Here is a 23,562-nt window from a genome sequence, read left to right on the forward strand (position 1 = left end):
TCGGACGAGTGGGTAAGGTCGGACGATGATTCGTCCGGGATCTCGGTGGCCCGGATGCGGTGGGGCGGATGGCGGCGCGGACGACCGATGGCGAGGCGGGCCGGCAGGGCCTGAGATGGAGACCGACCGGGCTCGCCGCTCTGGGTGCGGCCGCCGTCGTCCTCGGCGGCAGCCACCGCGCATTGGCCCTCTCCACCACGGCGGCCGGCGGCTCCGGCGTCGCGGACGTGCTCTGGCTTGCAATCACCGCCGGCGCGCTCGGTGCGGCCGCGCTCGGCTTCGGGCTCCTCCTGCGGGCGCGCGCCGACAACAGGGCCGGTGAAGCGGAGGAGCGCATCGCGCAGCTCACCGCCCGGCTCGAACGCGCCGAGGTCCTGCTCGCCGCGGACGATCAGAAGACGGTCATCTGGGATTCCGGCGCCTCTCCGCCGGAGGTGCTCGGGTCGCTGCCGGAGCGCGTCGGTGCGCCGTTCGACCGCGCCGAGTTCCTCGCCATCTCGCGTTGGCTCGAGCCGGAGAACGCCCGCGAGCTGGAGGAGGCGGTCCAGAAGCTTCGCCGCTATGGCGAAGGTTTCCACATGGCGGTCCGGTCGCGGATCGGCGCGGCGCTGGAAGTCTCCGGCAGAACCAGCGGCAAGCGCGCGATCCTGCGGTTCCGCGAGCTGACGGGCGACCGCCGCTCGTTCGCCGAGCTGAAGGAGCAGGCGGCGTTCATCATCAAGGAGGTGACGGCGCTCCGTGCGCTCGCCGAGACGCTGCCCTTCCCGCTCTGGCGGCGCAACCGCATCGGCCGGCTGACCTGGGTGAACCCGGCCTATGTCCGGGCGGTCGAGGCCGCGAACGCCGACGCCGTGGTGAATTCCGGCGTCGAGCTGCTGCCGACCCGCGCCAGGGACGGCGTGCGCGAGGCGCACCGGGCCGGGCGCAGCTACGACGAGAGCGTCACCGCCATCATGGCGGGCGAGCGCCGGCGCCTGCAGGTCTACGACATCCTGATCGAGGACGGCTCGATCGGCTGCGCGCTCGACCTGTCGGAGGTCGAAACCGTCCGTGACGAGCTGAAGCGCGTCACCGAATCGAACGCCAAGACCCTCGATCAGCTCGCGGCCGCCATCGCGAGCTTCGACCGCGACGGTCGGCTTCTCTTCTACAACGAGGCCTATCGCGCGCTCTGGGGCTTCTCCTCGCAATGGCTCGACGGCAAGCCCGAGGAGAGCGCCGTGCTCGACCGGTTGCGCGCCGATCGCAAGCTGCCGGAGCAGGCGAACTACCGCGAATGGCGCGCCCGGCATCTCGCGGCCTACCAGGCGATCGAATCGCGCGAGGACTGGTGGCATCTGCCGGACGGGCGGACGCTCCGCATGGTGGCGGTTCCGAACGCGGAAGGCGGCATCACCTACATCTTCGAGAACGTCACCGAGCAGCTCTCGCTCGAAAGCCGCGTCAACGCGCTGTCCCAGCTCCAGGGCGAGACGCTCGACCATCTCAACGAGGGTGTGGCGGTGTTCGGGACCGACGGGCGGCTCCGCCTCTTCAACCCCGTCTTCGCGAACATCTGGCGCCTTTCGCCGGCGCAGCTCGAGCAGGAGCCGCACGTCACCGAGATCATTCGCGACTGCACGGCGATCTACAACGAGCCGCCGACCTGGGAAGCGATCCGGATCGCGGTGACCGATCTCGACCATAACGAGCCGGTCTCCGGCCGGATGCAGCGGCCGGACGACAGCGTCATCGACTTCACCACGGTCGCGCTGCCCGAAGGCATGACCATGCTGACCTTCGTCGACGTCAGCGACACCGCCCGGGTGCAGCGCGCGCTGAAGGAGCGGAACGAGGCGCTCGAGGCCGCCGACCGGCTGAAGTCGGAGTTCATCCAGCACGTCTCCTACGAGCTGCGCTCGCCGCTGACCTCCATCATCGGCTTTGCCGAGATGATCTCCAACGAGACCGTCGGCAAGCTGAACGAGGGCCAGCGCGAGTACATGGACCACATCGCGTCCTCCTCCTCGGCGCTCCTCACCATCATCAACGACATCCTCGACCTCGCCACCGTGGACGCCGGCATCATGACGCTCGACGTCGGCGAAGTGGACATAAGGGGCGTTGCCGAGGCCGCGGTGGAGGGCCTGCGCGACCGCATCGCCGAGCAGAACATCACGCTCGATATCGACATCCCCGCCAGGCTCGGGAAGTTCCAGGCGGACGAGCAACGGATCCGGCAGATCCTCTTCAACCTCGTTTCCAACGCCATCCGCTTCTCGGAGGCCGGCGGCAAGGTCGAGGTGAAGGCCGAGAAGCGCGGGCGCTGGGTCATCTACACCGTCCACGACGACGGCGTCGGCATCCCTTCCGACCTTCTCGCCAGGATCTTCCGTCCCTTCGAGGCCTACGGCCGCTCCGGCCACAGCCACGGCGCCGGGCTCGGGCTCTCCATCGTGAAGAGCCTCGTCGAGCTTCACCGCGGCTCCATCGACATCAAGTCGGAGGAAGGCAAGGGCACGACTGCGATCGTCCGCCTGCCCGAGGTCACGGAGGTCGCCGCCGACGCGGCGGAATGAGCCCTTGGCGGGCGAGCCCACGCGAACGGTCTTCGAGGGCCGGCTGGCCGACGAGAGGGCCACGGCGTGCCTGGCGCAGGATGTCGCCTGCGCGCTGCAGGCAGGCGACCTCGTCACGCTATCCGGCGATCTCGGCGCCGGGAAGACGAGCTTCGCCCGGGCGCTCATCCGGTCGCTCGCCTGCGATCCCGGGCTGGAGGTGCCGAGCCCTACCTTTCCGATCCGGCTCGACTATCCGCTCGAGCGGCTGCGCGTGACCCATGCCGACCTCTACCGCATCGCCGATCCCGGGGAGATCGAGGAGATAGGGCTCGCGGAAGCGCTGCAGGAGGGCGTGCTCCTGGTCGAATGGCCGGAACGCGCGCCCCATCTCGGCGCGCGCGACTGCCTCGCCGTCTCGCTCGGCTTCGACGGCGAGGGGCGGACGGTGCGCCTCGTCGCGACGCCCGAGCTCGCGGAGCGGCTCGCCCGCAGCGCTTCGATCCGCGCCTTTCTCGATCGCGTCGGATGGAGCGGCGCGAGCCGCGCCCCGATCAAGGGCGACGCCTCCGGCCGGGCCTACGAGCGGGTGACGGCGGAGGCCGGCACCGCCATCCTGATGAATGCGCCCGCGCGGCCGGCAGGCGCGCCAGCCTATGGCGGTCGCTCCTATGACGAGGTGGCGCACCGGGCGCGCGACGTCGGCCCCTTCCTCGCCATCGCGCACGCGCTCCGCGCCGCCGGGGTGCACGCGCCCGGAATGATCTCGGCCGTGCCGGAGGATGGGTTCGTCCTTCTCGAGGATCTCGGAGCGGAGGGGATCGCGACGGCCGACGGCCGCCCCATCCTGCCGCGCTACGAGGCCGCCATCGATCTCCTCTCCGACATGCATGCGCGTCCGTGGCCGAGGACGGTCGCGCTGCCAGGACACGGCCACTACACAGTGCCGCCCTATGATCGCGACGCGCTGCTCGTGGAGATATCGCTCTTCGCCGACTGGTACCTGCCGGGGCGCGCGGGCGCATGGACGGCCGGGGAGCGCCACGCATTCCTCGCGTCCTGGGGCGAGACGGTCGACCGGCTTCCGCCCGGCGAAACGCTCGTGCTGCGCGACTTCCACTCGCCGAACATCCTCTGGATCGACGATGCGGCGGGTCTCGACCGCGTCGGCATCATCGACTTCCAGGACGCGCTGATCGGGCACCCGGCCTACGACGTCGCCTCGCTCGCTCAGGATGCGCGCGTGCAGATCGCGCCGGAGGAGGAGCAGGCGCTGAAGGCGCGCTACGTCGCGGCCCGCACGTGCGCCGATCCGTCGTTCGATCCCGGCGCGTTCGACATTGCCTATGCGATCCTCGGGGCTCAGCGCGCGACCAAGGTGCTCGGCGCCTTCGCGCGGCTCGCCCGGGCGGAGGGCCGCGGCGGATACGAGCGGCACAGTCGCCATGTCGCAGCCGTGCTCGGCCGCAATCTCGCCCATCCGGTTCTGTCCGGCGTCCGCCTCTGGTATGACGCCATCCTGTGACGACGGGCAGGAGGCGCGGAATGCTGAAACCGAAGACGGCAATGGTGCTGGCGGCCGGCTTCGGGAAGCGCATGCGCCCGCTCACGGCCACCACGCCGAAGCCGCTGATCGAGGTCCGCGGCCGCGCCCTGATCGACCATTGCCTGGACGGTCTCGCAGAGGCGGGGATCGAGGAGGTCGTGGTCAACGTCCACTACCTCGCCGACCTCGTGGAGGCGCATCTCGCCCGCCGCTCGGCGCCGCGGATTATCGTCTCCGACGAGCGCGCAAAGCTGCTCGATACCGGCGGCGGCATCGTGAAGGCGCTGCCGGCGCTCGGGGAGGGCGCATTCGTCCTGCGAAACTCCGATTCGTTCTGGCTGGAAGGCGTCCGCAGCAACATGGAATGGCTGATGGCCGGCTGGGACGAGGACAGGATGGACGCGCTCCTTCTCGTCGCCTCGACCGTCGCCTCCGCCGGCTACGACGGCCGCGGCGACTTCGTGCTGACGAAGGAGGGCCTGCTGACGCGCCGCGCCGAACGCACCGTCGCGCCCTTCGTCTATGCCGGGGCGGCGATCCTGCATCCGCGCCTGTTCGCCGATGCCCCGGAGGGGCCGTTCTCGCTCAACCTGCTCTTCGACCGGGCCATCGAGGCTGGGCGGCTCCACGGCGTCCGCCTCGACGGGCTGTGGATCAACGTCGAGACGCCGCGCGCCGTCCGAGCCGCCGAGCTCGCCATCGCGGAGAGCGCCGCCTGACCGGATGAGAGCGCCGAACGTCGCCACGATCCCGCCCGGCGCGCCGTTCCTGGCGACGCTGGTCGACGCTCTCCTCGAAGGTCGCCTCGTCGCCGGCTTTTCTGCGGGGCGCGATCCGCTCGCGCTCGCCGACGTCACGCTCTATTTGCCGACCCGCCGCTCGGCCCGGGCGATCCGCGGAATCTTCCTCGAGCGGCTCGGCGGGGCGGTCCTGCTTCCGCGCATCCGGGCGCTCGGCGACGTCGACGAGGACGACCGCTTCTTCGACGCCGATGGCGACGAGCCGGTCAGCGATCTGCCGCCGGCAATTCCGCCCGTGGAGCGCCAGCTCGCGCTTGCAGGGCTCGTCCGGGGCTGGGCGGGCGCGCTGGTCCGCGCCGCCGCGGGCTTCGACGACGAACCGCTGCTCGTTCCTGCCTCCGCGGCGGACGCGGCGCGGCTCGCCGCCGTGCTCGGGCGCCTGATCGACCAGGTCGGCACGGAAGGCGCCGGCTGGCAGGCGCTTCCGCTCGATCTCGGGCCGGACCTCACGCGCTACTGGCAGATCACGCTGCAGTTCCTCGACATCGTGACGCGCGCCTGGCCGGAGCACCTCGCGGCCAGAGGCATGGTCGATCCCGGCTACAGGCGCGACCGTCTCATCCGGGGCGAGGCCGATCGCCTCCTGCGTTCCGGCTCACGGGGCCCCGTGATCGCCGCCGGTACGACCGGATCGGTGCCGGCCACGGCGGAGCTGCTGGCCGTCGTGGCGCAGCTTCCGAACGGGGCCGTCGTCCTGCCCGGCCTCGACTGCGATCTCGACGAGGCGAGCTGGCGATTGGTCGGCGAGCCGCAGGGCGACGCCGCCGCGGCCGGCCATCCCCAGGCGGGACTGAAGCGGCTGCTCGCCCGGCTCGGCGTCGAGCGTGCCGGGGTGCGGCCGCTCGCCGAGGCGCCGCGGCCGCTCGCGCTGCGGGCGCGGTTCGTGTCGGAGGCGCTCCGGCCGGCCGAAACAACCCCGCTCTGGGTTGCACCGGAGGCGATGGGCGCCGACGAGAAGAACGACGCGCTTGCCGGTGTCGCCCTGGTCGAAGCCGCGAACGAGCGCGAGGAGGCGCTCGCCATCGCCGTGATCCTGCGGCAGGCCGCCAGCCGCGACGGCTCCGTGGCGGCCCTCGTCACTCCGGACCGCCGGCTCGCGCGGCGCGTTGCGGTCGAGCTGCGGCGCTGGGACATCCAGGTCGACGATTCCGGCGGCGTGCCGCTTGCCGCGACGGCGCCGGGCGTATTCGCGCGCCTCGTCGCCGAGGTCGGTCTCGGCGGCACCCGCGCCGAAAGCCTGCTCGCGCTGCTGAAGCACCCGCTGGCGCGGTTCGGGCTGACCGGCGTGCAGGCCCACCAGGGCGCGCGCGCGCTCGAGCGGGCGGTGCTGCGGGGACCGCGGCTCAATCCCGGGACCGCCGCCCTCCGCCGAGCGCTCGCTCTGGCGGAGGGCCGGCGCCCTCAGCACGAGGCGGCCGAATGGGCGGGACAGCAGACGCGCGCGGCGCGTGGGCTTTCCGCGGCAGACTGGCGGGCGGCGACCGGCCTCGCGGAGCGCGTTGCCGCCGCGCTCGAACCGCTGGAGCGGCTCGCCGCGTGCGACGGCGAGGTCCCTCTCGCTGCGCTCGTCGAGGCTCATGTCGCGGCGCTCGATGCGGCGGCAAGGGGGCCAGGCGGTTCCGGTGCGGACGTTCCGGAAGGCGAGGCCGGCACCGTGCTCCTTGACGCCGTCGCCGCGATCCGGGCGGCGGCAGGCGCGGGCCCGGCCATAGCACCTGCCGAATACCCGGCGCTCTTCGGCGCACTGATCGAGGCGGCCGTGGTGCGCCGGCGCGGCGGTGCCGATCCGCGGATCCATATCTGGGGCGCGCTGGAGGCGCGGCTGCAGGCGGTCGACACGATCGTGCTCGGCGGGCTGAACGAAGGCACCTGGCCGAGCGAGACGCGCCTCGACCCTCTTCTCTCGCGGACGATGCGCGCGGCCATGGCTCTCGAGCCGCCGGAGCGGCGGATCGGGCTCTCGGCGCACGATTTCGCGCAGGCGCTCGGGCACCGGACGGTGTGGATCACCCGCGCGCGCCGTGAGGACAACCAGCCGCGCGTCGCCTCGCGCTGGCTGCAGCGGCTGCTCGCCTTTGCCGGCGCCGATCTCGCGGGGGCCCTGTGCGGCCGAGGCGAGGATGTCCTCGCCTGGGCACGCGCCCTCGACGATGCCGGCCCTGCGGTCGCGCCGTCGCCGCGGCCAGCGCCGCGGCCGGCGGTCCATCTCAGGCCGTCGCGGCTCTCCGTCACGGAGATCGAGACGCTGATCCGCGACCCCTATGCGATCTACGCCCGGCACGTGCTGGGGCTTCGGCCGTTCGAGCCGATCGCGAAGGAGCTCGACGCGGCCGAGCGCGGCACCGTCGTCCATGCCATCCTCGAACGCTTCGTGAAGGAGCGGCCCGCAGGCCCGTTCGACGGCGTTGCCGAGGCCCGGCTCGGCATCATCGCGGATGCGGTCTTCGCCGAGTATCGCGACTATCCCGAGGTCGCGACGGTGTGGCGGCCGCGCTTCGAGCGGATCGCGCGCTGGTTCGTCAAGACGGAAGCCGACCGCGGCGAGATCGCCGAGCGGATCGTGGAATCCTCGGCCCGCTTCGACGTCCGGGACGGCTTCGTCCTCACCGGACGCGCCGACCGGATCGACCGCCTCGCCGACGGCACGCTCGCCGTGATCGACTACAAGACCGGGCAGCCCCCGGGGATCGACGAGGTGCTTTCGCTCTCGCCGCAATTGCCGCTCGAGGCGATCCTCGTGGAGGCGGGCGCCTTCTCGGGCGTTCCGAAGGCGGAGGTGGCGCGGCTCGAATACTACCGCCTGGCCGGCCACCGCGACGGGCCGGAGATCTGCGCGCGCGGCATGCGCAAGGCCCGCGGCGACAAACCGGAGGTGACGCTGCGCGAGACGATCGCCACCACGGAAGCCCGGCTGCGGGAGCTGATCGCCGCCTTCGGATCGGCCGACACGCCCTATCTCTCGCGCAAGATCCCGAAGCTCGGCCGCCAGTTCGGCGGCGATTACGACCACCTTGCCCGGATCGCCGAATGGGCGCTGGAGAGCGCCGATGACTGACCTGGAGACGGACGACCCGCTCGCGCGCACCCAGCATCGCCAGCGCGTCGCATCCGACCCGCGCCGCTCGGCCTGGGTCGTCGCGAATGCCGGCTCCGGGAAGACCCACGTCCTGACGCTCCGGGTCATCCGGCTGCTCTTGGCCAAAGCGGATCCCGCGACGATCCTGTGCCTGACGTTCACGCGCACGGCGGCCGCCGAAATGTCCCGTCGGGTCTTCGGCACACTCGGGACGTGGGCGACCATGCCGGATGCGGACCTCGCACGAGCCATCCGCGACCTGGAGGGACGGGCGCCGGGACCGGGCGATCTCGAGCGCGCGCGGCGGCTCTTCGCCCAGGCGCTGGAGACCCCGGGCGGCCTGAAAATCCAGACCATTCATGCCTTCTGCGAGCGGCTCCTGCACCAATTCCCGCTCGAGGCGAACGTCCCGGCCCAGTTCGAGATCCTCGACGACACCGCGTCCGCGGCACTGCTCTTCGAGGCGCAGCAGGCCATCATGGCACGCGCCCAGGACGGTGACGCGCGCCTGTCCGGCGCATTGCGGAAGCTCGCGGAGAGCGCCGGCGACCAGGAGATCGCCAAGGCCGTCTCCGCCGTCATCGCCTGCCGCAGCGAGCTCCAGCGCTGGATCGCCAATTCGGCGACCATCGGCGAAGCCGGCGGGATAGACGACGCGCTCCTCGACCTCCGGCAGCGCCTCGGCCTCGCGCCGGAGGACACCGAGGAAAGCCTCTGTCGCGTTATCTGCGAGGCGGCCCATTGGGCTCACGCGGATTGCAGCGAGCTCGTCGGGGCCCTGACGGCGGCGACCCACAAATACGACGTGGGCGCCGCCAAGGACCTTGCGGGCATTCTCGGCGCCGATGGACCGGTGGCCGAGGCGGCGGCACGATTCGTCTTCTTCTTGCGCCCGGACAACGAGCCGGGGGAATGGCGGTGCTACAGCCTGTCCCATCGCTTCGGATCGGCCTTCAGGAAGGGCGTTCCGGGGCTCGACGAGCGGCTTGCGGCCGAGGCGGACCGGCTCATCCCGCTCGCCCGCCGGCTCGCGGCGGCGCGCACCTTCGACGCGACGGAGGCGCTGCTGCGGGTCGGCGACGCCATTCTCGGCCATTATCGCGCGGCCAAGAACCGGCTCGGCTTCCTCGACTACGACGATCTCATTGCGCGGACCCGCAACCTCCTCTCGCGCGCCGACGCCGCCGAATGGGTGCTCTACAAGCTCGACGCGCGCATCCGTCACATCCTGGTCGACGAGGCCCAGGACACCAGTCCGGCGCAATGGGAGATCGTGAAGTCGCTCGCCGGCGACTTCTTCAGCGGTGCCGGCGCTGTCGCCACGTTGCGCTCCGTCTTTGCCGTCGGCGACGACAAGCAGTCGATCTTCGGTTTCCAGGGCGCCGCCCCGCGCATGCTCTCGGAGATGGAGCGGCACTTCCATGATGCGGCGAAGGGGATCGACCATCCCTTCTCCCATGCGCCGCTCTTCCTGTCCTTCCGCTCGACGCCGGAGATCCTGGAGGCCGTCGACAGGGTTTTCGCGGGCGAGCTCGAGGCGAGCGTCACGACGGACTACGTCGCCCATTCCGCGCACCGGCTGGACGAGCCCGGCGAGGTGATCCTGTGGCCGCGCTTCCTGAAAGCCGACGCGCCCGAGCCGGAGGACTGGACGACGCCGCTCGACGCGCCGACGCAAGCCGAGGCGGCGCTCGCCGATGCCATCGCGGCCGAGGTGCAGGCGCTGCTCGGCGGACGGCCGCTCCGGTCGGGCAAGCGGGTGAAGCCCGGCGAGATCCTGATCCTCACCCGCAAGCGCGACGCCTTCGTGACCGCCATCAACCGCGCGCTCAAGGCCCGCGCCATCCCCGCGGCGGGTGCCGACCGGGTCGCCGTCGCCACCCACATCGCGGCGCTCGACCTGCTCGCACTCGCCGACGTCATGCTCCTGCCGGAGGACGACCTCCAGCTCGCGGCCGTGCTGAAGAGCCCGCTCATCGGGCTCGACGAGGAGGAGCTCCTGGCCGTCGCCGCGGAGCGTGGCCACAAGAGCCTCTGGCAGGCGCTCCGCGACAGCGGCAGCGAGCGCCACCATCTCGCCTACGAGCGGCTCGCCGGCTGGCGCGCCATGGCCGACCAGGTGCCGCCGTTCCGCTTCTTCGCCACCGTCCTCGGGCCCGACGGGGCCCGTCGCGACTTCCGCCGGCGCCTTGGCGGCGAGGCCGACGACGTGCTCGACGCGCTGCTCGGCGAAGCGCTCGCCTACGAGGCTTCCGAGCCGCCTTCGCTCCAGGGCTTCGTCGCCTTCATGCGGGCCGGCTCCGGCGACCTCAAGCGCGACCTCGACGACACCGCCGGCGGGGTGCGGGTGATGACCGTGCACGGCGCAAAGGGGCTGGAAGCCGACGTCGTGTTCCTCGTCGACACCGGCAGCCGGATCACGCATCCGAGCCACAGGAGCGCGCTCGTCCCGATCGGCAGCCGCGACGAGCCCGCCTTCTTCTGGCGGCGGCGCGGCAACGAAGCGCCGGCGGCGCAGCACCGCGCCGACGCGGCGGCCGACCGGGATGCGACCGACGAGTACCGGCGGCTCCTCTATGTCGCGATGACGCGCGCCCGCGACCGGCTCTATGTCTGCGGGGTGCGGCAGAAGACGAAAGTCGAGGGCTGCTGGTACGACCTCGTCGCGCGCGCGCTCCTGCCGCCGGACGTGGCGCGTGATCCGGAGACGGAGGAGATCGCCGCGCCGTTCCTCTGGCCCGATCCGCCGCGCCCGGCGCGCGATCCCGCCCCGGAGGGAGAGCGGGCCGGTCCCGAGAACGCTCGGCCCCCCGCCTGGCTGTACGAGCCGGCGCCGTCGCCGGCGCCGGCGCCCGAGCCGCTCAGGCCGTCGAGTGCGCTCGCCGAGCCCGATCCGCCGCGGAGCGCCGCCGAGGGGATGGCTTTCGGGGCGGCCGACAGCGAGGCCCTCATCCGCGGGCGCCTCGTCCACCGCCTGTTGGAGCGCCTTCCGGCGCTTGCGGCGGAGGAGCGGGCGTCGGCCGCGGAACGCTATCTCGCCGCCAATCATCCCGACCCGGCGGTCTGCTCGGAACTGAAGGCGCAGGCGCTGGCGGTGCTCGACCATCCGGCCCTCGCCGGCCTGTTCGGCCCGGAGAGCCGGGCCGAGGTCCAGCTCGTCGGGCGGCTGGCGACGGAACGAGGCGCGTTCGCCGTGAGCGGCCAGGTCGACCGCCTGTTCCTCGACGCGGGCGGCGCGCACATCCTCGACTTCAAGACGAACCGTGCGGTGCCCGGTTCGGCCGCCGAAGTGGACCCTGCCTATGTCCTCCAGCTCGCGCTCTACCGGCACCTCGTCGCGCGCATCGCGCCGGGGCGGCCGGTCCGCGCCACGCTCGTCTATACCGCCGGTCCCGCAATCATCGAGATCCCGCCGGCCGCGATGGATGCGGCATTGGCGCATATCGGTGTTGCGGAGGGTTTCCTTGACCGGTGAGGGTCCGGTTTCTACGTTCCGGTGAACGGAACGGATTCCCTGGAGAACGAGATGGCTACTGCCGCCGTCACCGATGCGAGTTTCGAGACCGACGTGCTTGGCGCCGCCGAGCCGGTCGTGGTCGATTTCTGGGCCGAATGGTGCGGCCCCTGCAAGATGATCGCCCCGCATCTGGAATCGATCGCGACCGAGATGAACGGCCGCGTGAAGATCGTGAAGATCAACGTCGACGAGAACCAGCGCACGGCCGCCAAGTACGGCGTGCGCTCCATCCCGACCCTCATCATGTTCAAGAACGGCGAGGCCGTCGACATGAAAGTCGGCGCGGGGCCGAAGAGCGACCTGCAGAAGTGGATCGAGAAGACCACCGGCTGATTGCTCTGCAGTCGGATATGATCCGGGCCGCGCCTCAGACGGGGAGCGGCCCGTTTTCCTTCAACACGGATCCCGCGAGATAGAGCGAGCCGCAGATCAGGATGCGCGGCGGCGCCATGCCCGTATAGTCGCCGCGGAGCCGGTCGAGGGCGGCCGCGACGCTCGGCGCCGGCCGGGCGGGAAGATCCGCCGCCATCGCGATCTCGGCGAGCCGCCCGGGCGGAAAGCCGGATTCCGTGCCCGGCACCGGCACGGTCATGACGTGGCGGACGAGCCCGGCGAAGGGCGCGAAGAAGCCCTGCGGGTCCTTGCTCGTGAGCATCCCGGCGATCATCACCAGCGGCCGCTCGTGGCGGTCCTGCATCTCGGCCATGGCGGCGGCGAGCACATGGCCGGCGGCAGGGTTGTGGCCGCCGTCCAGCCAGTAATCGGCGTTCGCCGGACCCCTCTCCACCAGCGGACCCGATCGCAGGCGCTGCAGCCGCGCCGGCCAGTCGACCGCGGCGAGGCCCGCCTCGATGGCGGCGGCGGGAACGTCCAGCCCCGCCCGGCGGATCGTGGCGATGGCGGTGGCGGCATTGTCGATCTGGTGCGCGCCCGAAAGGCGCGGCAAGGGGAGGTCGAGAAGACCGTCCGTATCCTGGTAGACGAGCCGGCCGCGCTCCTCGTAGGCCGACCAGTCCTGGCCGTTCTCGAAGAGGGTGGCGCCGGCCGCGTCGGCCTCGACCCGGAGCATCGCCATGACGTGTTCGTCCTGCGGGCCGACGATGCCGGGGCGGCCGCGCTTCAGGATCCCGGCCTTGGTCTGGGCGATGCCGAGCAGGTCGTCGCCGAGGAAGTCGGCATGGTCGTGGCTGATATTGGTGATGACCGCGGCGAGCGGGCGGTCGATCACGTTGGTGGCGTCGAAGCGGCCGCCGAGCCCGACCTCGAGCAGGCTGAGATCGGCCGGGTGTTCGGCAAAGAGCAGGAGCGCGGCGGCGGTCGTGACCTCGAAGACGGTGATGGGCTCGTCGCCATTCGCGCTGCGGAGCCTTTCGAGCGCATCGATGAGGACGTCGTCCTCGACCAGCCGGCCGCCGCCCGGGTGCCCGAGCCGGATGCGCTCGTTGAAGCGGACGAGATGGGGCGAGGTGTAGGCGTGGGACGTCAGCCCGGCCGCCTCCGTCATCGCGCGCAGGAAGGCGAGCGTCGATCCCTTTCCATTGGTGCCGGCGATGTGGATGACGGGGGGCAGGCGGTCCTGCGGCCGCCCGAGCCGTTCCAGCAAGCGCAGGATGCGATCGAGCGAGAGGTCGATGCGGCGGGGATGGAGCGCGCCGAGCGCCTCCAGCATCGCCTCCAGGTCAGTCATGGCGTCAGGCTGCCGCCGGGGCGGCGTCTTTCTCCTCCGCGACCGGCTCTGCCTCCGGAGCGTCCTCGCTCGGCGGCGGGAGCAGCTCCAGCGGCGCCGGCTCGGGCAGCTTCATGAGGAGCCGGCAGATGCGCGCGAGCGTGGCGCGGAGCTGGTGCCGATGCACGACCATGTCCACCATGCCGTGCTCCATCAGGTATTCCGAACGCTGGAACCCCTCGGGAAGCTTCTCGCGGATGGTCTGCTCGATCACCCGCGGCCCCGCAAAGCCGATCAGCGCGCCGGGCTCCGCGATGTGGACGTCGCCGAGCATGGCGTATGACGCCGTCACGCCGCCGGTGGTCGGGTTGGTGAGGACGACGATGTAGGGCAGGCCCGCTTCCTTCACCTGGTCGACGGCCACGGTGGTCCTGGGCATCTGCATGAGCGAAAGGATGCCCTCCTGCATGCGGGCGCCGCCGGAGGCGGCGAAGAGGATGTAGGGCCGGCGCCGCGCGACGGCGGCCTCGGCCCCGCAGATGATCGCCTCGCCGGCGGCCATGCCGAGCGAGCCGCCCATGAAATCGAAGTCCTGCACGGCGACCACGACCGGCACGGCCTCGATCTCGCCGGCGGCGACCACGAAGGCGTCATCGCGGCCGGTCTTCGCCTTGGCGGTCTTCAGGCGATCGGTGTAGCGCCGCTCGTCGCGGAAGCGGAGCGGGTCGACCGGCACCGTGGCGCTCGGGATCGTCTCCCACTCGGCGCCGTCCATCAGGCTGCGCAGGCGCGCCGGCGCGTCCATGCGCTGGTGATAGCCCGAACCCGGAAAGACGAACTGGTTCGCCTCCAGGTCTTTGTGGAACACCATCTCGCCCGTCTCCGGGCACTTGACCCAGAGATTGTCCGGCGTCTCGCGCTTCGGCCACAGCCCGCGAATCTTCGGCCGGACGACGTTCTCGATCCAGTTCAAGGTATCGCTCCTATTCCGCGGCGATCTGGCGGGCGGCGCGGACGCCCTGCGCGAGGCTCGCCACCAGGTCCGTCACCGCAGGCACCGTCCGCTCCGTCGCCCGTCCGCTCTCGTCGAGGCTCGCGCGGATCGCCTCGACCAGCGCCGAGCCGACCACGACGCCGTCGGCGGCGCGGCCGATCGCGGCAGCCTGGGTCGGGGTCTTCACCCCGAAGCCGACGCAGACGGGCAGGCGGGTATGGCCCTTGATCCGCGCGACGGCGTCCGCCACGCGGCCGGTATCCGGGGCGGCCGTGCCGGTGATGCCCGCGATCGAGACGTAATAGAGGAAGCCCGAGGTGTTGGCGAGCACCGCCGGCAGCCGCCTGTCGTCGGTGGTCGGGGTGGCGAGCCGGATGAAGTTGAGCCCGGCCCGCATTGCCGGAATGCAGAGTTCCTCGTCCTCCTCGGGCGGCAGGTCGACCACGATCAGCCCGTCGACCCCGGCCGCCTTGGCATCGGCGAGGAAACGCTCGTTGCCGTAGGAATAGATCGGGTTGTAATAGCCCATCAGCACGATGGGTGTCTCGTCGTCGCCCGTGCGGAACGCGCGCACCATGGCGAGCGTCTTGGCGAGCGTTTGGCCGCCGTGAAGCGCGCGCAGGCCCGCGGCCTGGATGGCCGGCCCGTCGGCCATCGGATCGGAGAACGGCATCCCGACCTCGATCACGTCGGCGCCTGCCGTGGGAAGGCCCCGGATGATCGCAAGCGAGGTGTCGTAGTCCGGATCGCCGGCCGTGACGAAGGTCACGAGCGCCGGGCGCGCGGCTCTGTCGAGGTCTGAGAAGCGGCGGTCTATGCGGGTCATGGCTTCCGCTAACACAAGATCAATTGGCAGGAAATGCCGGCGTGGCGGGTGCCGGCCGCGGGCCGGAGAGCGCGGTCGGCATGGGTGGTTCGCGTTCTCACCTGCGGCGATAGAGGACGAGCGTCACCGGCGCGAGGAGCAGCGTCAGCGCCGCCGGTGCAAGGAGGGCAAGCAGCACCTCGCCGGCCGTCGCTTCGCCGCTCATCAGCCCGCGCATCGCGGCCGCCATCAGCGAGACCGGGTTGACCTCCACGAACCCGCGGAGCCAGCCCGGCATCGTTTCCGGGGCAACCATGATGCTGGAAGCGAAGACCAGCGGGAACAGGAAGGCGAAACTGACCGTCATCACCGTCATCGGGGTCCTGATGAGGAGGCCGAGCACGAGGAATATCCAGCCCATGCCGAAACCGATCACGAAGAGGAGCGGGAAGGCGGCGAGGATCCCGGGCAGGCCGGCGGCCGGCCGGTAGCCGAGGGCGAGGCCGATCGCGAGGATGATTCCGCCGGCGATCAGGTGGCGCACGATGTCGCCGACGATCAGCCCCGCGAAGGGCGCGAGTGACCAGATCGGCAGCGAGCGGAAGCGGTCGAACAGTCCTTTGCCGAGATCGGTCGAGAGGTTCATGCCCGAATAGACAGCGTTGAAGCAGACGGTCTGAACGAGGATGCCCGGCAGGAAGAACTGCAGGTATTCGCGCGGCGTGCCGGCGAGCGCGCCGCCGAAGACGAACGTGAAGAGCAGCGTGAACATGATCGGCGTCATCACGAGGTCGAAGAGCTGCTCCGGCACGTGCTTGAACTTCAGGACGGCGCGCCACGCGAACGCGAGCGCGTTCAAGAAGGCCGACGGCGGCGCGGGCCGCGGGGCGAAAAGCTTCCGGTCGAGGTTCGCGGTCCCCTGGTCCCTCACGCCGCACCCTCCTCCGGCATCGTTGCCTCGAGGCGCCTGCTGTCGCCGGTGAGGGCGAAGAACACCTCTTCGAGGGTGGGTGATCCCATCGAGAACTGCGTCAGCTCTATGCCGGCGGCAGCAATCTCGGCAAGCGCCTCGCTCGCCGCGCCCGTGCTGGCGACGACGACCGACAGCGTGCCCCCTTCCGGGTTCCGCTGCACGTCGCCGAAGCGTGCGCCGAGCAGCCCGGCGACTTCCTCCAGCCGCCGCGGATCGCCGACCGCCACATGGAGCCATCCGGAGCCGGTGGCCGCCTTCAGCTCGCGGCTCGTGCCCTCGGCGATCTTCCTGCCCTTGTCGATGACCGCGATCCGGGCGGCGAGCTGGTCGGCCTCCTCCATGTACTGGGTGGTCAGGAGGATGGTGACGCCCGCGCCGGCGAGTGCGCGGATCATCCGCCAGACCTCCTGACGCGCACCGGGATCGAGGCCGGTGGTCGGCTCGTCCAGGAAGAGCACCTCGGGCGTCACGACGAGCGAGGCGGCGATGTCGAGGCGCCGGCGCATGCCGCCGGAATAGTGCCTGACCTGCTTGCGGGCGGCCTCCGAGAGATCGAAGGCGGCGAGCAGATCGTCGGCCCGCGCCCTCGCCGCGCGGCCCTTGAAGCCCCACAGGCGTGCAAGCAGAAGCAGGTTCTCGCGGCCGGTCAGGTCCTCGTCCAGCGAGGCGAACTGCCCCGTCATCGCGATTGCGCCGCGCACCGCGTGGGGCGCTTCGATGAGGTCGTGCCCGGCGATCGTCGCCGAACCTGCGTCGGGGCTCGTGAGCGTCGCAAGCATCCGCATCAGCGTCGTCTTGCCGGCGCCGTTCGGCCCGAGAATGGCGAAGATCGTGCCGCGCTGCACATCGAGGTCGATGCCGGCGACGGCGCGGTTGGCGCCGAAGCTCTTGGCGAGCCCGCGCGCAAACACGGCCGACGCGGAGGGAGTGACGGCGGGCACGCCGTCCGCTGCGTTGCTCATCGAACCGGTCCTGTCAGGTCGGGCCGATCGGCGGGTTCGTGAGCGCGCGAGGAGCGGCAGTGCCGCCGCGACCGACATCGCCCGATGCCGGGGCCGCGGCGAACCCGCTCCGTCGGACGCCCCGCCCCGCTAGAGATCGAAGCCCAGGATGTTGCCGACCGTGAAGACGTCCTTGTCGCCGCGGCCGCACATGTTCATCACGATGATCTGGTCCTTGGCCATGTTCGGCGCGAGCCGGATCACATGCGCCAGCGCATGCGCCGGCTCGAGCGCCGGGATGATGCCCTCCAGCCGCGTGCAGAGCTGGAACGCCTCCAGCGCCTCGCGGTCGGTCGCCGGCACATAGGTGACGCGGCCGGTGTCCTTCAGCCATGAGTGCTCCGGCCCGACCCCCGGATAGTCGAGGCCGGCGGAGATCGAGTGGCCCTCGAGGATCTGGCCGTCGTCGTCCTGAAGGAGATAGGTGCGGTTGCCGTGGAGCACGCCCGGACGGCCACCGTTCATCGACGCCGCGTGGCCGTTCGGCACGTCCATGCCGTGGCCGCCGGCCTCCACGCCGTAGAGCGCCACGTCGCGCTCGTCGAGGAAGGGGTGGAACAGGCCGATCGCGTTGGAGCCGCCGCCGACCGCCGCCACCAGAGCGTCGGGATAGCGGCCCTCCGCCTCCATGATCTGCTCCTTCAGCTCCGTGCCGATGACCGACTGGAAGTCGCGCACCATCGCCGGGTAGGGGTGCGGGCCCGCCGCCGTGCCGATCAGGTAATAGGTCGTGTCGACGTTCGTCACCCAGTCGCGGAGCGCCTCGTTCATGGCGTCCTTCAGCGTGCCGGCGCCGGCCGTGACCGGCTTCACCTCCGCGCCGAGCAGGCGCATCCGGAAGACGTTCGGCCTCTGCCGCTCGACGTCGGTGGCGCCCATGTAGACGACGCAGGGGAAGTCGAAGCGCGCCGAGACGGTCGCCGATGCGACGCCGTGCTGGCCGGCGCCGGTCTCCGCGATGATGCGCGTCTTGCCCATGCGCCTGGCGAGCAGGATCTGGCCGAGGCAGTTGTTGATCTTGTGGCTGCCCGTGTGGTTCAGCTCGTCGCGCTTGAAGTAGATCTTCGCGCCGCCGAGATGGGCGGTCAGCCGCTCGGCGAAATAGAGCGGGCTGGGACGGCCGGTATAGTGCTTGCCGAGATGGGCGAGCTCGGCGTGGAAGGCGGGATCGTCCTTCGCCTCGGCATAGGCCTGCTCCAGCTCCAGGATGAGCGGCATCAGCGTCTCGGCGACGAAGCGGCCGCCATAGAGGCCGAAGCGGCCACGCTCGTCGGGACCGGTGCGGAAGGAATTCGGCTGCTCGTTCACGTGCGGATCGGCTCCGTGTCTGTTCAGGCGGCTATCGCCGTGAGCCGGTCGGGATCGCCGGCATGGACTGCATTGACGAATTCGCGGATGAGGCGCGGGTCCTTGACGCCCGGCGCACGCTCGACGCCGGACGAGACGTCCACCGCGCGTGTCCGGCTGACATGGAGAGCCTCGGCGACGTTCGTCGCGGAGAGCCCCCCCGAGAGCATCCACGGCACGCCCGGGTCGAAGCCGGCGATGAGCCGCCAGTCGAAGGCGATAGCGTTGCCGCCCGGCCGGTCGGCGCCCTTCGGCGGCTTGGCGTCGAGGAGGAGCGCGTCGACCGAGCCGGCATAGGCCCGCGCGCGCTCAAGGTCATCGGGCCCCTCGACCCCGATCGCCTTCATCACCCGGACGGCGTGACGGCGGCGGATCTCCTCGGCGCGTTCCGGCGTCTCGGCGCCGTGCAGCTGGATGAAATCCGGCCGGAGATCCTCCGCGATCTTGGCAAGGACGTCGTCCGGGGAATCCACGGTGAGCGCCACCACGCCGACCTTGCCGCAGGTGCGGCCGGCGAGCGCGGCGGCGTGGCCGAGCGTGACCGCGCGCGGGCTGCGGTCGAAGAACACGAACCCGACCATGGTCGCACCCGCGCCGATCGCCGCGTCGAGCGCTTCGCGCGTCGAGATTCCGCAGATCTTGATCTCGCTCACCATCGCCGCGTCCGTGGCACGAAAGCGCGGAAAAGTCCAACGAGCGGGGCTCGGCGCGCCTTTCCGGAGGTAGGTTGCCGCGGCCGGATCGGCAAGCGTCAGCCGGCCGCCAGGTCCTCCACGGTGCGCAGCAGGACGGCGATGTCCTCCGGCCGCGACAGCCGGTGGTCGCCGTCGGGAACGAGCGTCAGCACGGCATCGTCGAAGGCGAGGCGCTCCATCAGCGCCGTTGCGTGCGTCCAGGGCACGTCCGGGTCGAGCTTGCCCTGGATCACCCGCACCGGGCAGCCGACCTCGACCGGCCCGGGCCCGAAGAGGTGCCGCCCGCCGTCTTCGATGAGGAGCCGGGTCAGTCGGTAAGGCTCGTCCGAATAGGCGGAGGGCTGCAGGTGATAGCCCCGCTCCGCGATGTCCCGCTTCGCCGCCTCGTCGAAGAGGTCCCACATCAGGTCCTTGGTCATGTCGACGGCCGGCGCGAGCAGCACCATTCCGGCCAGGCGCTCGGCCTCGCCGCGTTCCCTGAGCTGTCGTGCCAGGAGGAGCGCGATCCAGCCCCCCATCGACGAGCCGACGACGATCTGCGGGCCGTGGGCGCAGCGGTCGAACACCGCCGCCGCCTCCTCCAGCCAGCGCGTGATGGAGCCGTCCTCGAAGCGGCCGCCCGAGCGGCCATGCCCCGAATAGTCGAAGCGCGTGATCTCGTGCCCGCTGCGGCCGGCCCATCCATCGAGCGCCTCCGCCTTGGTGCCCGCCATGTCGGAGCGGAAACCCCCGAGCCAGAACAGGCCGGGCGCCTTGCCGGCGCGATGGAGCACGCAGATCGGCCGCGCCTCGCCGTCCTGGCCGACCGTGAGCTGTTCCAATCTCAGTTCGCCCATTCTATGTCTCTTGCTCTGCCGTCATCCGAGGTGCGCAATCCTGCCGACGCGGTCAAGAGCCCGACCCGCCACGGTGCTGCAGGTGATCCCGGGCCTCGACACCGGCGGCGCCGAGCGCACCACGCTCGATATCGCCGCGGGGCTGGTCCGTCGCGGCGACCGGGCGCTCGTCGCGAGCGCGGGCGGGCGGCTGGAGGGCGAGCTCGCCCGGCTCGGCGGCGAACTGATCAGGATGCCGCTCGGGGCCAAGAACCCGCTCGACATCGTCCTCAACGCCGTACGGCTGCGCCGCGCCGTCGAGGCGCACGGCGTCGACATCGTCCATGCCCGCAGCCGCGCCCCGGCGTGGTCCGCCTATTTCGCCTGCCGTGCCGCCGCCGTTCCCTTCGTCACGACCTATCACGGCATCTATGCGGAGAAGGGGCGAGCCAAGCGCTTCTACAATTCGGTGATGGCCCGGGGCGAGCGGGTGATCGCCAACTCGGCCTACACGGCGGACTTGGTCGCCGAGCGCTACGGGATTCGGCGCCGGGACATCGCCGTCATCCACCGCGGCACCGACCTCACGCATTTCGATCCCGACGCCGTCGCCTCGGAGCGCCGAAACGCGTTGCGAAAGGCCTGGGGCTTGTCGGGCAGCGAGACGGTGGTCCTCAACGTGGCCCGCCTCACGGCGTGGAAGGGGCAGTACGTGCTGATCGACGCGGCCGCCCTCCCGCCGCTCGCCGACATCCCCGACCTGATGGTGGTTCTTGCCGGCGACGACCAGGGCCGCGCCGGCTACCGGCGGCAGCTGGAGCAGACCATCGCGGAGAAGGGGCTCGCCGGCCGCGTCGTCCTGGTCGGCCACATCGAGGATGTCCCGGCGGCGCTGTCGATGGCCGATGTCGCGGTGGTGGCGTCCGTCGCGCCGGAAGCGTTCGGCCGTGCGGCCGTCGAGGCCGAGGCCATGGGTGTCCCCGTCGTCGTCACGGCGCTTGGCGCCGTCACCGAAACCGTCCTCGTCCCGCCCGACGTCCCTGAGAGCGAGCGGACCGGCTGGCACGTGGCGCCGGGGGATCCGGTCGCGCTGTCTTCGGCGATCGCGGAGGCGCTGGCGCTCACGCCGGGCGAGCGCGTCGCTCTCTCGCGGCGCGCGCGGCGGCATGCGGCGGCATTCTCGGTCGCGGCGATGGTCGACGCGACTCTCGCCCTCTACGACGATGTCCTGTTGTCGCGACCGGGCCACAACCGTCCCGATAGCGCCGGGCCTTGATCGGGAGCCGGTTGACTCCGAGGGTAAAAGCCCGGATTCTGGCCACAAAGGTGGTTTTGCGCACGCAAACCGCCTATATCCCGTATCCGCAACAATTCAGGAGATTGGACCATTCGTCGACCTTATCGTGCACCCCCGACGGTCAAGGAGGGGCCCCGCGTCAATGACGAGATCCGTATCCCGCAGGTCCAGCTGGTCGATCATGAAGGCCAGAACCGCGGCATAGTGCCGATCGACGAAGCCCGCCGTCTCGCGGACGAAGCCGGGCTCGATCTCGTCGAGATCTCGCCGAACTCGCGTCCGCCGGTCGTGAAGATCCTCGATTACGGGAAATTCAAGTTCCAGTCGCAGAAGAAGGCGGCCGAGGCGCGCAAGAAGCAGAAGACCGTCGAGGTCAAGGAAATCAAGATGCGGCCGAACATCGACACCCACGATTACGAGGTGAAGATGCGGGCGGCTCGCCGCTTCCTCGACGAAGGCGACAAGGTCAAGGTGACGCTGCGGTTCCGCGGCCGCGAACTGGCGCACCAGGAACTCGGCTTCCAGCTTCTCGTCAGGGTTCGCGACGAACTGACGGAGGCCTCGAAGGTCGAAGCGGAACCCAAGCTCGAGGGCCGCCAGATGATCATGATCCTCGCGCCTGCGCCGCAGAAGGCGGCGGCGGCGGCGAGGCCGGCGGCGACCGCCTGAACGGGGCCGGTGTGGCGACGCGGGCCCGTCCGCGCGTCCGCGCCGACCTCCCGCTCGCCCTACGCACTTGAAATGGGCAGGGCGACTGAATAGTGTCCGCGCGCATCGGGGGCTCCGGCACCCGATGTCTTTTCTAGCAGCCGTAGCTCAGTTTGGTTAGAGCGTCGGATTGTGGCTCCGAAGGTCGGTGGTTCGAGTCCACCCGGCTGTACCAAAAGCCCCACGAATTCAGGTTCTCGCGGATTTGAACCGGCCGGACCCGATGCTCCGGTCGCACGCACTCAGTCCGGTTCGCCGCGGCAGGCCCGCTCCAGGCGGTCAAGAATCGGAAGCTGGCTCCCCAGGATCTTCCGGCGGGCAAGCGGCAGCGCGAACCACTCCGCCCGGTCGACCTCGGGGAACGCCTGCTTCAGCCCGCTGCGCGGCGGCCATTCCATTTCGAACGTGTTGCTGCGGATGTGCGAGACGTCGAAATCGGCCTCGAGCGCGAAGGCTTCCACGTCCTTGCCGCCGCGCTGCCTGACCCGGCCGAGCGGCACGAACGCGCCGTCGGGAACCGCACCCAGCTCCTCGGAGAACTCACGCGCCGCCGCCGCCGCGAGGTCCTCGCCGGGCTCCGCCTCCCCCTTCGGAATGGACCAGGCGCCGAGATCGCGCTTCCGCCAGAACGGTCCACCCGGATGCACGAGAAGCACGGCGATCCCGTCTTCCGTGGAGCGGTAGAGCAGGAGACCGGCGCTCACCTTGGGCATGTTGCGTCCCCGGGTTCCAGGAGAACGGCGGCGCGGCCCTGAACCGGCCACGCCGGGTCCACCCTCAGCCGGAACTTTGATCTACAGCAAGGCGGTCCGTCCCGTTCGGTCGTTTCATCGATCGAACGGGTGTGCGCTCCTGTGCGGACGCAGTCGAAGCGCGAGAGGCGCGGACATGACCCGGCTTCGCGGCACAGGGAGGACACGATGATCCCGACGCTCCTGATGGCTCTGATCCTCGCCATACCGGCGCTTCTCGCGCTCGCGGCGCTGAAGGCGGTGAGCGAACCCGAGCCGGCTCGAATCGCCGTCCGTCGCAGAAGGGGCTGACGCGGGCGCTTCGGCCTCAGTCGGTCTTCCGGTAGGTCCACACGCGCGCGGGCGGCAGGTTCATCGCCACCCAGGGCGACTTGTAGACGGCGTAGCGCCGCGGCGCGCCGGGTACCGGCTCGCCCAGGCCGTAGGAGAACTGCACGAGGCGGCCGCCCTGCACGACGCGCTCCAGCACGTCGTCGAGGAACCGGCGGCGCAGCAGCGGCGGACGGGTGAGAAGCGGCAGCGAGGAGAGCGCCGCGTTGAAGGGGCCGTAGCCGGCGAGCGTGCGGTCGAGCGCGTAGGCGTCGCCCTGCACGACCCTGAGCCCAGGAAAGCGTTCCCGAAGGAGCCGGCAGAAATCCGGGTCGTGCTCGACCGCGACGAGGTTCTCAGGCGGGATCCCGTCCTCGATGAGCGCGGCAGTGACGACGCCGGTCCCCGCGCCGAGTTCCAGGGTCAGGCCTTCCGGGTCCGGCCTGGCGAGTTCCACCATCAGGCGTGCGAGCGCCCTGCTGGAGGGCGTGACCGCGCCGGCGCGGATCGGGTTGGTCGCGGCGGAGCGGAAGAAGCGCAGTTCGTCGCCGAGCTTTTCGCTCATCCTCGCTACGGAGGTGATGACCGGGTGTTCACCGGAATTCCGCTTCTTGCCGGCCGAATGGCGCATCGCCCGCAACTCGTCGCCGAGCTTTTCCCCGACCCGGGCGACGGATGCCAGCACCGGGTGATCCCCGGCACGGCGCTTTCTGGCTGAAGCGAT

At 70.9% G+C, this 23,562-nt stretch carries 19 protein-coding genes and 1 tRNA gene; 10 read left to right on the top strand and 10 right to left on the bottom strand.

The genetic code is table 11. The features are described 5' to 3' along the window. Nucleotides 1-68: 68 nt before the first annotated feature. The 6 genes from ACUN0C_RS01175 to trxA are packed head-to-tail and all read left to right on the top strand — an operon-like array spanning nt 69 to nt 11,809. Nucleotides 69-2,558 carry an ATP-binding protein gene (locus tag ACUN0C_RS01175; RefSeq protein WP_445464481.1) on the top strand — a complete coding sequence of 830 codons (2,490 nt, stop codon included), beginning with the start codon at nt 69-71 and terminating at the stop codon, nt 2,556-2,558. A gap of 4 nt (nt 2,559-2,562) precedes the next feature. Then, a complete protein-coding gene (tsaE, locus tag ACUN0C_RS01180) occupies nt 2,563-4,062 on the top strand; it encodes a tRNA (adenosine(37)-N6)-threonylcarbamoyltransferase complex ATPase subunit type 1 TsaE (protein WP_445464482.1) in 1,500 nt (499 codons plus the stop codon). A gap of 20 nt (nt 4,063-4,082) precedes the next feature. Continuing rightward, on the top strand, nt 4,083-4,802 hold the full coding sequence (locus ACUN0C_RS01185; protein ID WP_445464483.1) for a nucleotidyltransferase family protein: 720 nt from the start codon (nt 4,083-4,085) through the stop codon (nt 4,800-4,802). Nucleotides 4,803-4,806: 4 nt separating this feature from the next. Further along, entirely contained in the window at nt 4,807-7,938 is a 3,132-nt protein-coding gene (gene addB / locus ACUN0C_RS01190; RefSeq protein ID WP_445464484.1) for a double-strand break repair protein AddB, read from the top strand. After that, on the top strand, nt 7,931-11,434 hold the full coding sequence (gene addA, locus ACUN0C_RS01195) for a double-strand break repair helicase AddA (protein WP_445464485.1): 3,504 nt from the start codon (nt 7,931-7,933) through the stop codon (nt 11,432-11,434). The genes addB and addA overlap by 8 nt, the downstream gene beginning before the upstream one ends. 51 nt (nt 11,435-11,485) lie before the next feature. Continuing rightward, nucleotides 11,486-11,809 carry a thioredoxin gene (trxA, locus tag ACUN0C_RS01200; protein ID WP_445464486.1) on the top strand — a complete coding sequence of 108 codons (324 nt, stop codon included), beginning with the start codon at nt 11,486-11,488 and terminating at the stop codon, nt 11,807-11,809. Between the two features lie 34 nt (nt 11,810-11,843). On the opposite strand, the gene ACUN0C_RS01205 is transcribed toward trxA, so the two are convergent. The 8 genes from ACUN0C_RS01205 to ACUN0C_RS01240 all read right to left on the bottom strand — a co-directional run bounded on the left by ACUN0C_RS01205 (nt 11,844) and on the right by ACUN0C_RS01240 (nt 19,793). Next, nucleotides 11,844-13,163, bottom strand: coding sequence for a bifunctional folylpolyglutamate synthase/dihydrofolate synthase (locus ACUN0C_RS01205; RefSeq protein WP_445464487.1), 1,320 nt, complete (start codon nt 13,161-13,163; stop codon nt 11,844-11,846). A 4-nt stretch (nt 13,164-13,167) separates the two neighbouring features. Then, nucleotides 13,168-14,115 (bottom strand): acetyl-CoA carboxylase, carboxyltransferase subunit beta, encoded by a 948-nt coding sequence (accD, locus tag ACUN0C_RS01210; RefSeq protein ID WP_445464488.1) that lies wholly within the window; start codon nt 14,113-14,115, stop codon nt 13,168-13,170. A gap of 10 nt (nt 14,116-14,125) precedes the next feature. Beyond that, on the bottom strand, nt 14,126-14,962 hold the full coding sequence (trpA, locus tag ACUN0C_RS01215; protein WP_445464489.1) for a tryptophan synthase subunit alpha: 837 nt from the start codon (nt 14,960-14,962) through the stop codon (nt 14,126-14,128). Between the two features lie 97 nt (nt 14,963-15,059). Further along, nucleotides 15,060-15,872, bottom strand: a complete 813-nt coding sequence (locus ACUN0C_RS01220; protein WP_445464490.1) for an ABC transporter permease — start codon at nt 15,870-15,872, stop codon at nt 15,060-15,062. Next, nucleotides 15,869-16,876: an ATP-binding cassette domain-containing protein gene (locus tag ACUN0C_RS01225; protein WP_445464491.1), complete on the bottom strand. Its 1,008-nt coding sequence runs from the start codon at nt 16,874-16,876 to the stop codon at nt 15,869-15,871. Before ACUN0C_RS01225 ends, ACUN0C_RS01220 begins: the two co-directional genes overlap by 4 nt. Before the next feature lie 129 nt (nt 16,877-17,005). Continuing rightward, nucleotides 17,006-18,223, bottom strand: coding sequence for a tryptophan synthase subunit beta (gene trpB / locus ACUN0C_RS01230; protein WP_445464492.1), 1,218 nt, complete (start codon nt 18,221-18,223; stop codon nt 17,006-17,008). 23 nt (nt 18,224-18,246) lie between these two features. Further along, nucleotides 18,247-18,918: a phosphoribosylanthranilate isomerase gene (locus ACUN0C_RS01235; protein ID WP_445464493.1), complete on the bottom strand. Its 672-nt coding sequence runs from the start codon at nt 18,916-18,918 to the stop codon at nt 18,247-18,249. A 95-nt stretch (nt 18,919-19,013) separates the two neighbouring features. After that, nucleotides 19,014-19,793 (bottom strand): alpha/beta hydrolase, encoded by a 780-nt coding sequence (locus tag ACUN0C_RS01240; protein ID WP_445464494.1) that lies wholly within the window; start codon nt 19,791-19,793, stop codon nt 19,014-19,016. A gap of 73 nt (nt 19,794-19,866) precedes the next feature. On the opposite strand from ACUN0C_RS01240, the gene ACUN0C_RS01245 reads away from it, so the two are divergent. The 3 genes from ACUN0C_RS01245 (at nt 19,867) to ACUN0C_RS01255 (ending at nt 21,952) form a co-directional block, all read left to right on the top strand. After that, nucleotides 19,867-21,048, top strand: a complete 1,182-nt coding sequence (locus tag ACUN0C_RS01245) for a glycosyltransferase family 4 protein (RefSeq protein WP_445464495.1) — start codon at nt 19,867-19,869, stop codon at nt 21,046-21,048. A 111-nt stretch (nt 21,049-21,159) separates the two neighbouring features. Further along, nucleotides 21,160-21,738, top strand: a complete 579-nt coding sequence (gene infC, locus ACUN0C_RS01250) for a translation initiation factor IF-3 (RefSeq protein ID WP_445464854.1) — start codon at nt 21,160-21,162, stop codon at nt 21,736-21,738. 136 nt (nt 21,739-21,874) lie between these two features. Then, a tRNA-His gene (locus ACUN0C_RS01255) sits at nt 21,875-21,952 on the top strand. A 67-nt stretch (nt 21,953-22,019) separates the two neighbouring features. Here the strand turns inward: ACUN0C_RS01255 and ACUN0C_RS01260 are convergent. Continuing rightward, on the bottom strand, nt 22,020-22,490 hold the full coding sequence (locus tag ACUN0C_RS01260; protein WP_445464496.1) for an NUDIX domain-containing protein: 471 nt from the start codon (nt 22,488-22,490) through the stop codon (nt 22,020-22,022). 207 nt (nt 22,491-22,697) lie between these two features. On the opposite strand from ACUN0C_RS01260, the gene ACUN0C_RS01265 reads away from it, so the two are divergent. Further along, nucleotides 22,698-22,820, top strand: coding sequence for a hypothetical protein (locus tag ACUN0C_RS01265; protein ID WP_445464497.1), 123 nt, complete (start codon nt 22,698-22,700; stop codon nt 22,818-22,820). A gap of 16 nt (nt 22,821-22,836) precedes the next feature. Here the strand turns inward: ACUN0C_RS01265 and ACUN0C_RS01270 are convergent, their stop codons facing one another. Next, nucleotides 22,837-23,523 (bottom strand): class I SAM-dependent methyltransferase, encoded by a 687-nt coding sequence (locus ACUN0C_RS01270; RefSeq protein ID WP_445464498.1) that lies wholly within the window; start codon nt 23,521-23,523, stop codon nt 22,837-22,839. Nucleotides 23,524-23,562 lie beyond the last annotated feature (39 nt).

It is taken from the genome of Faunimonas sp. B44 (assembly GCF_052655945.1).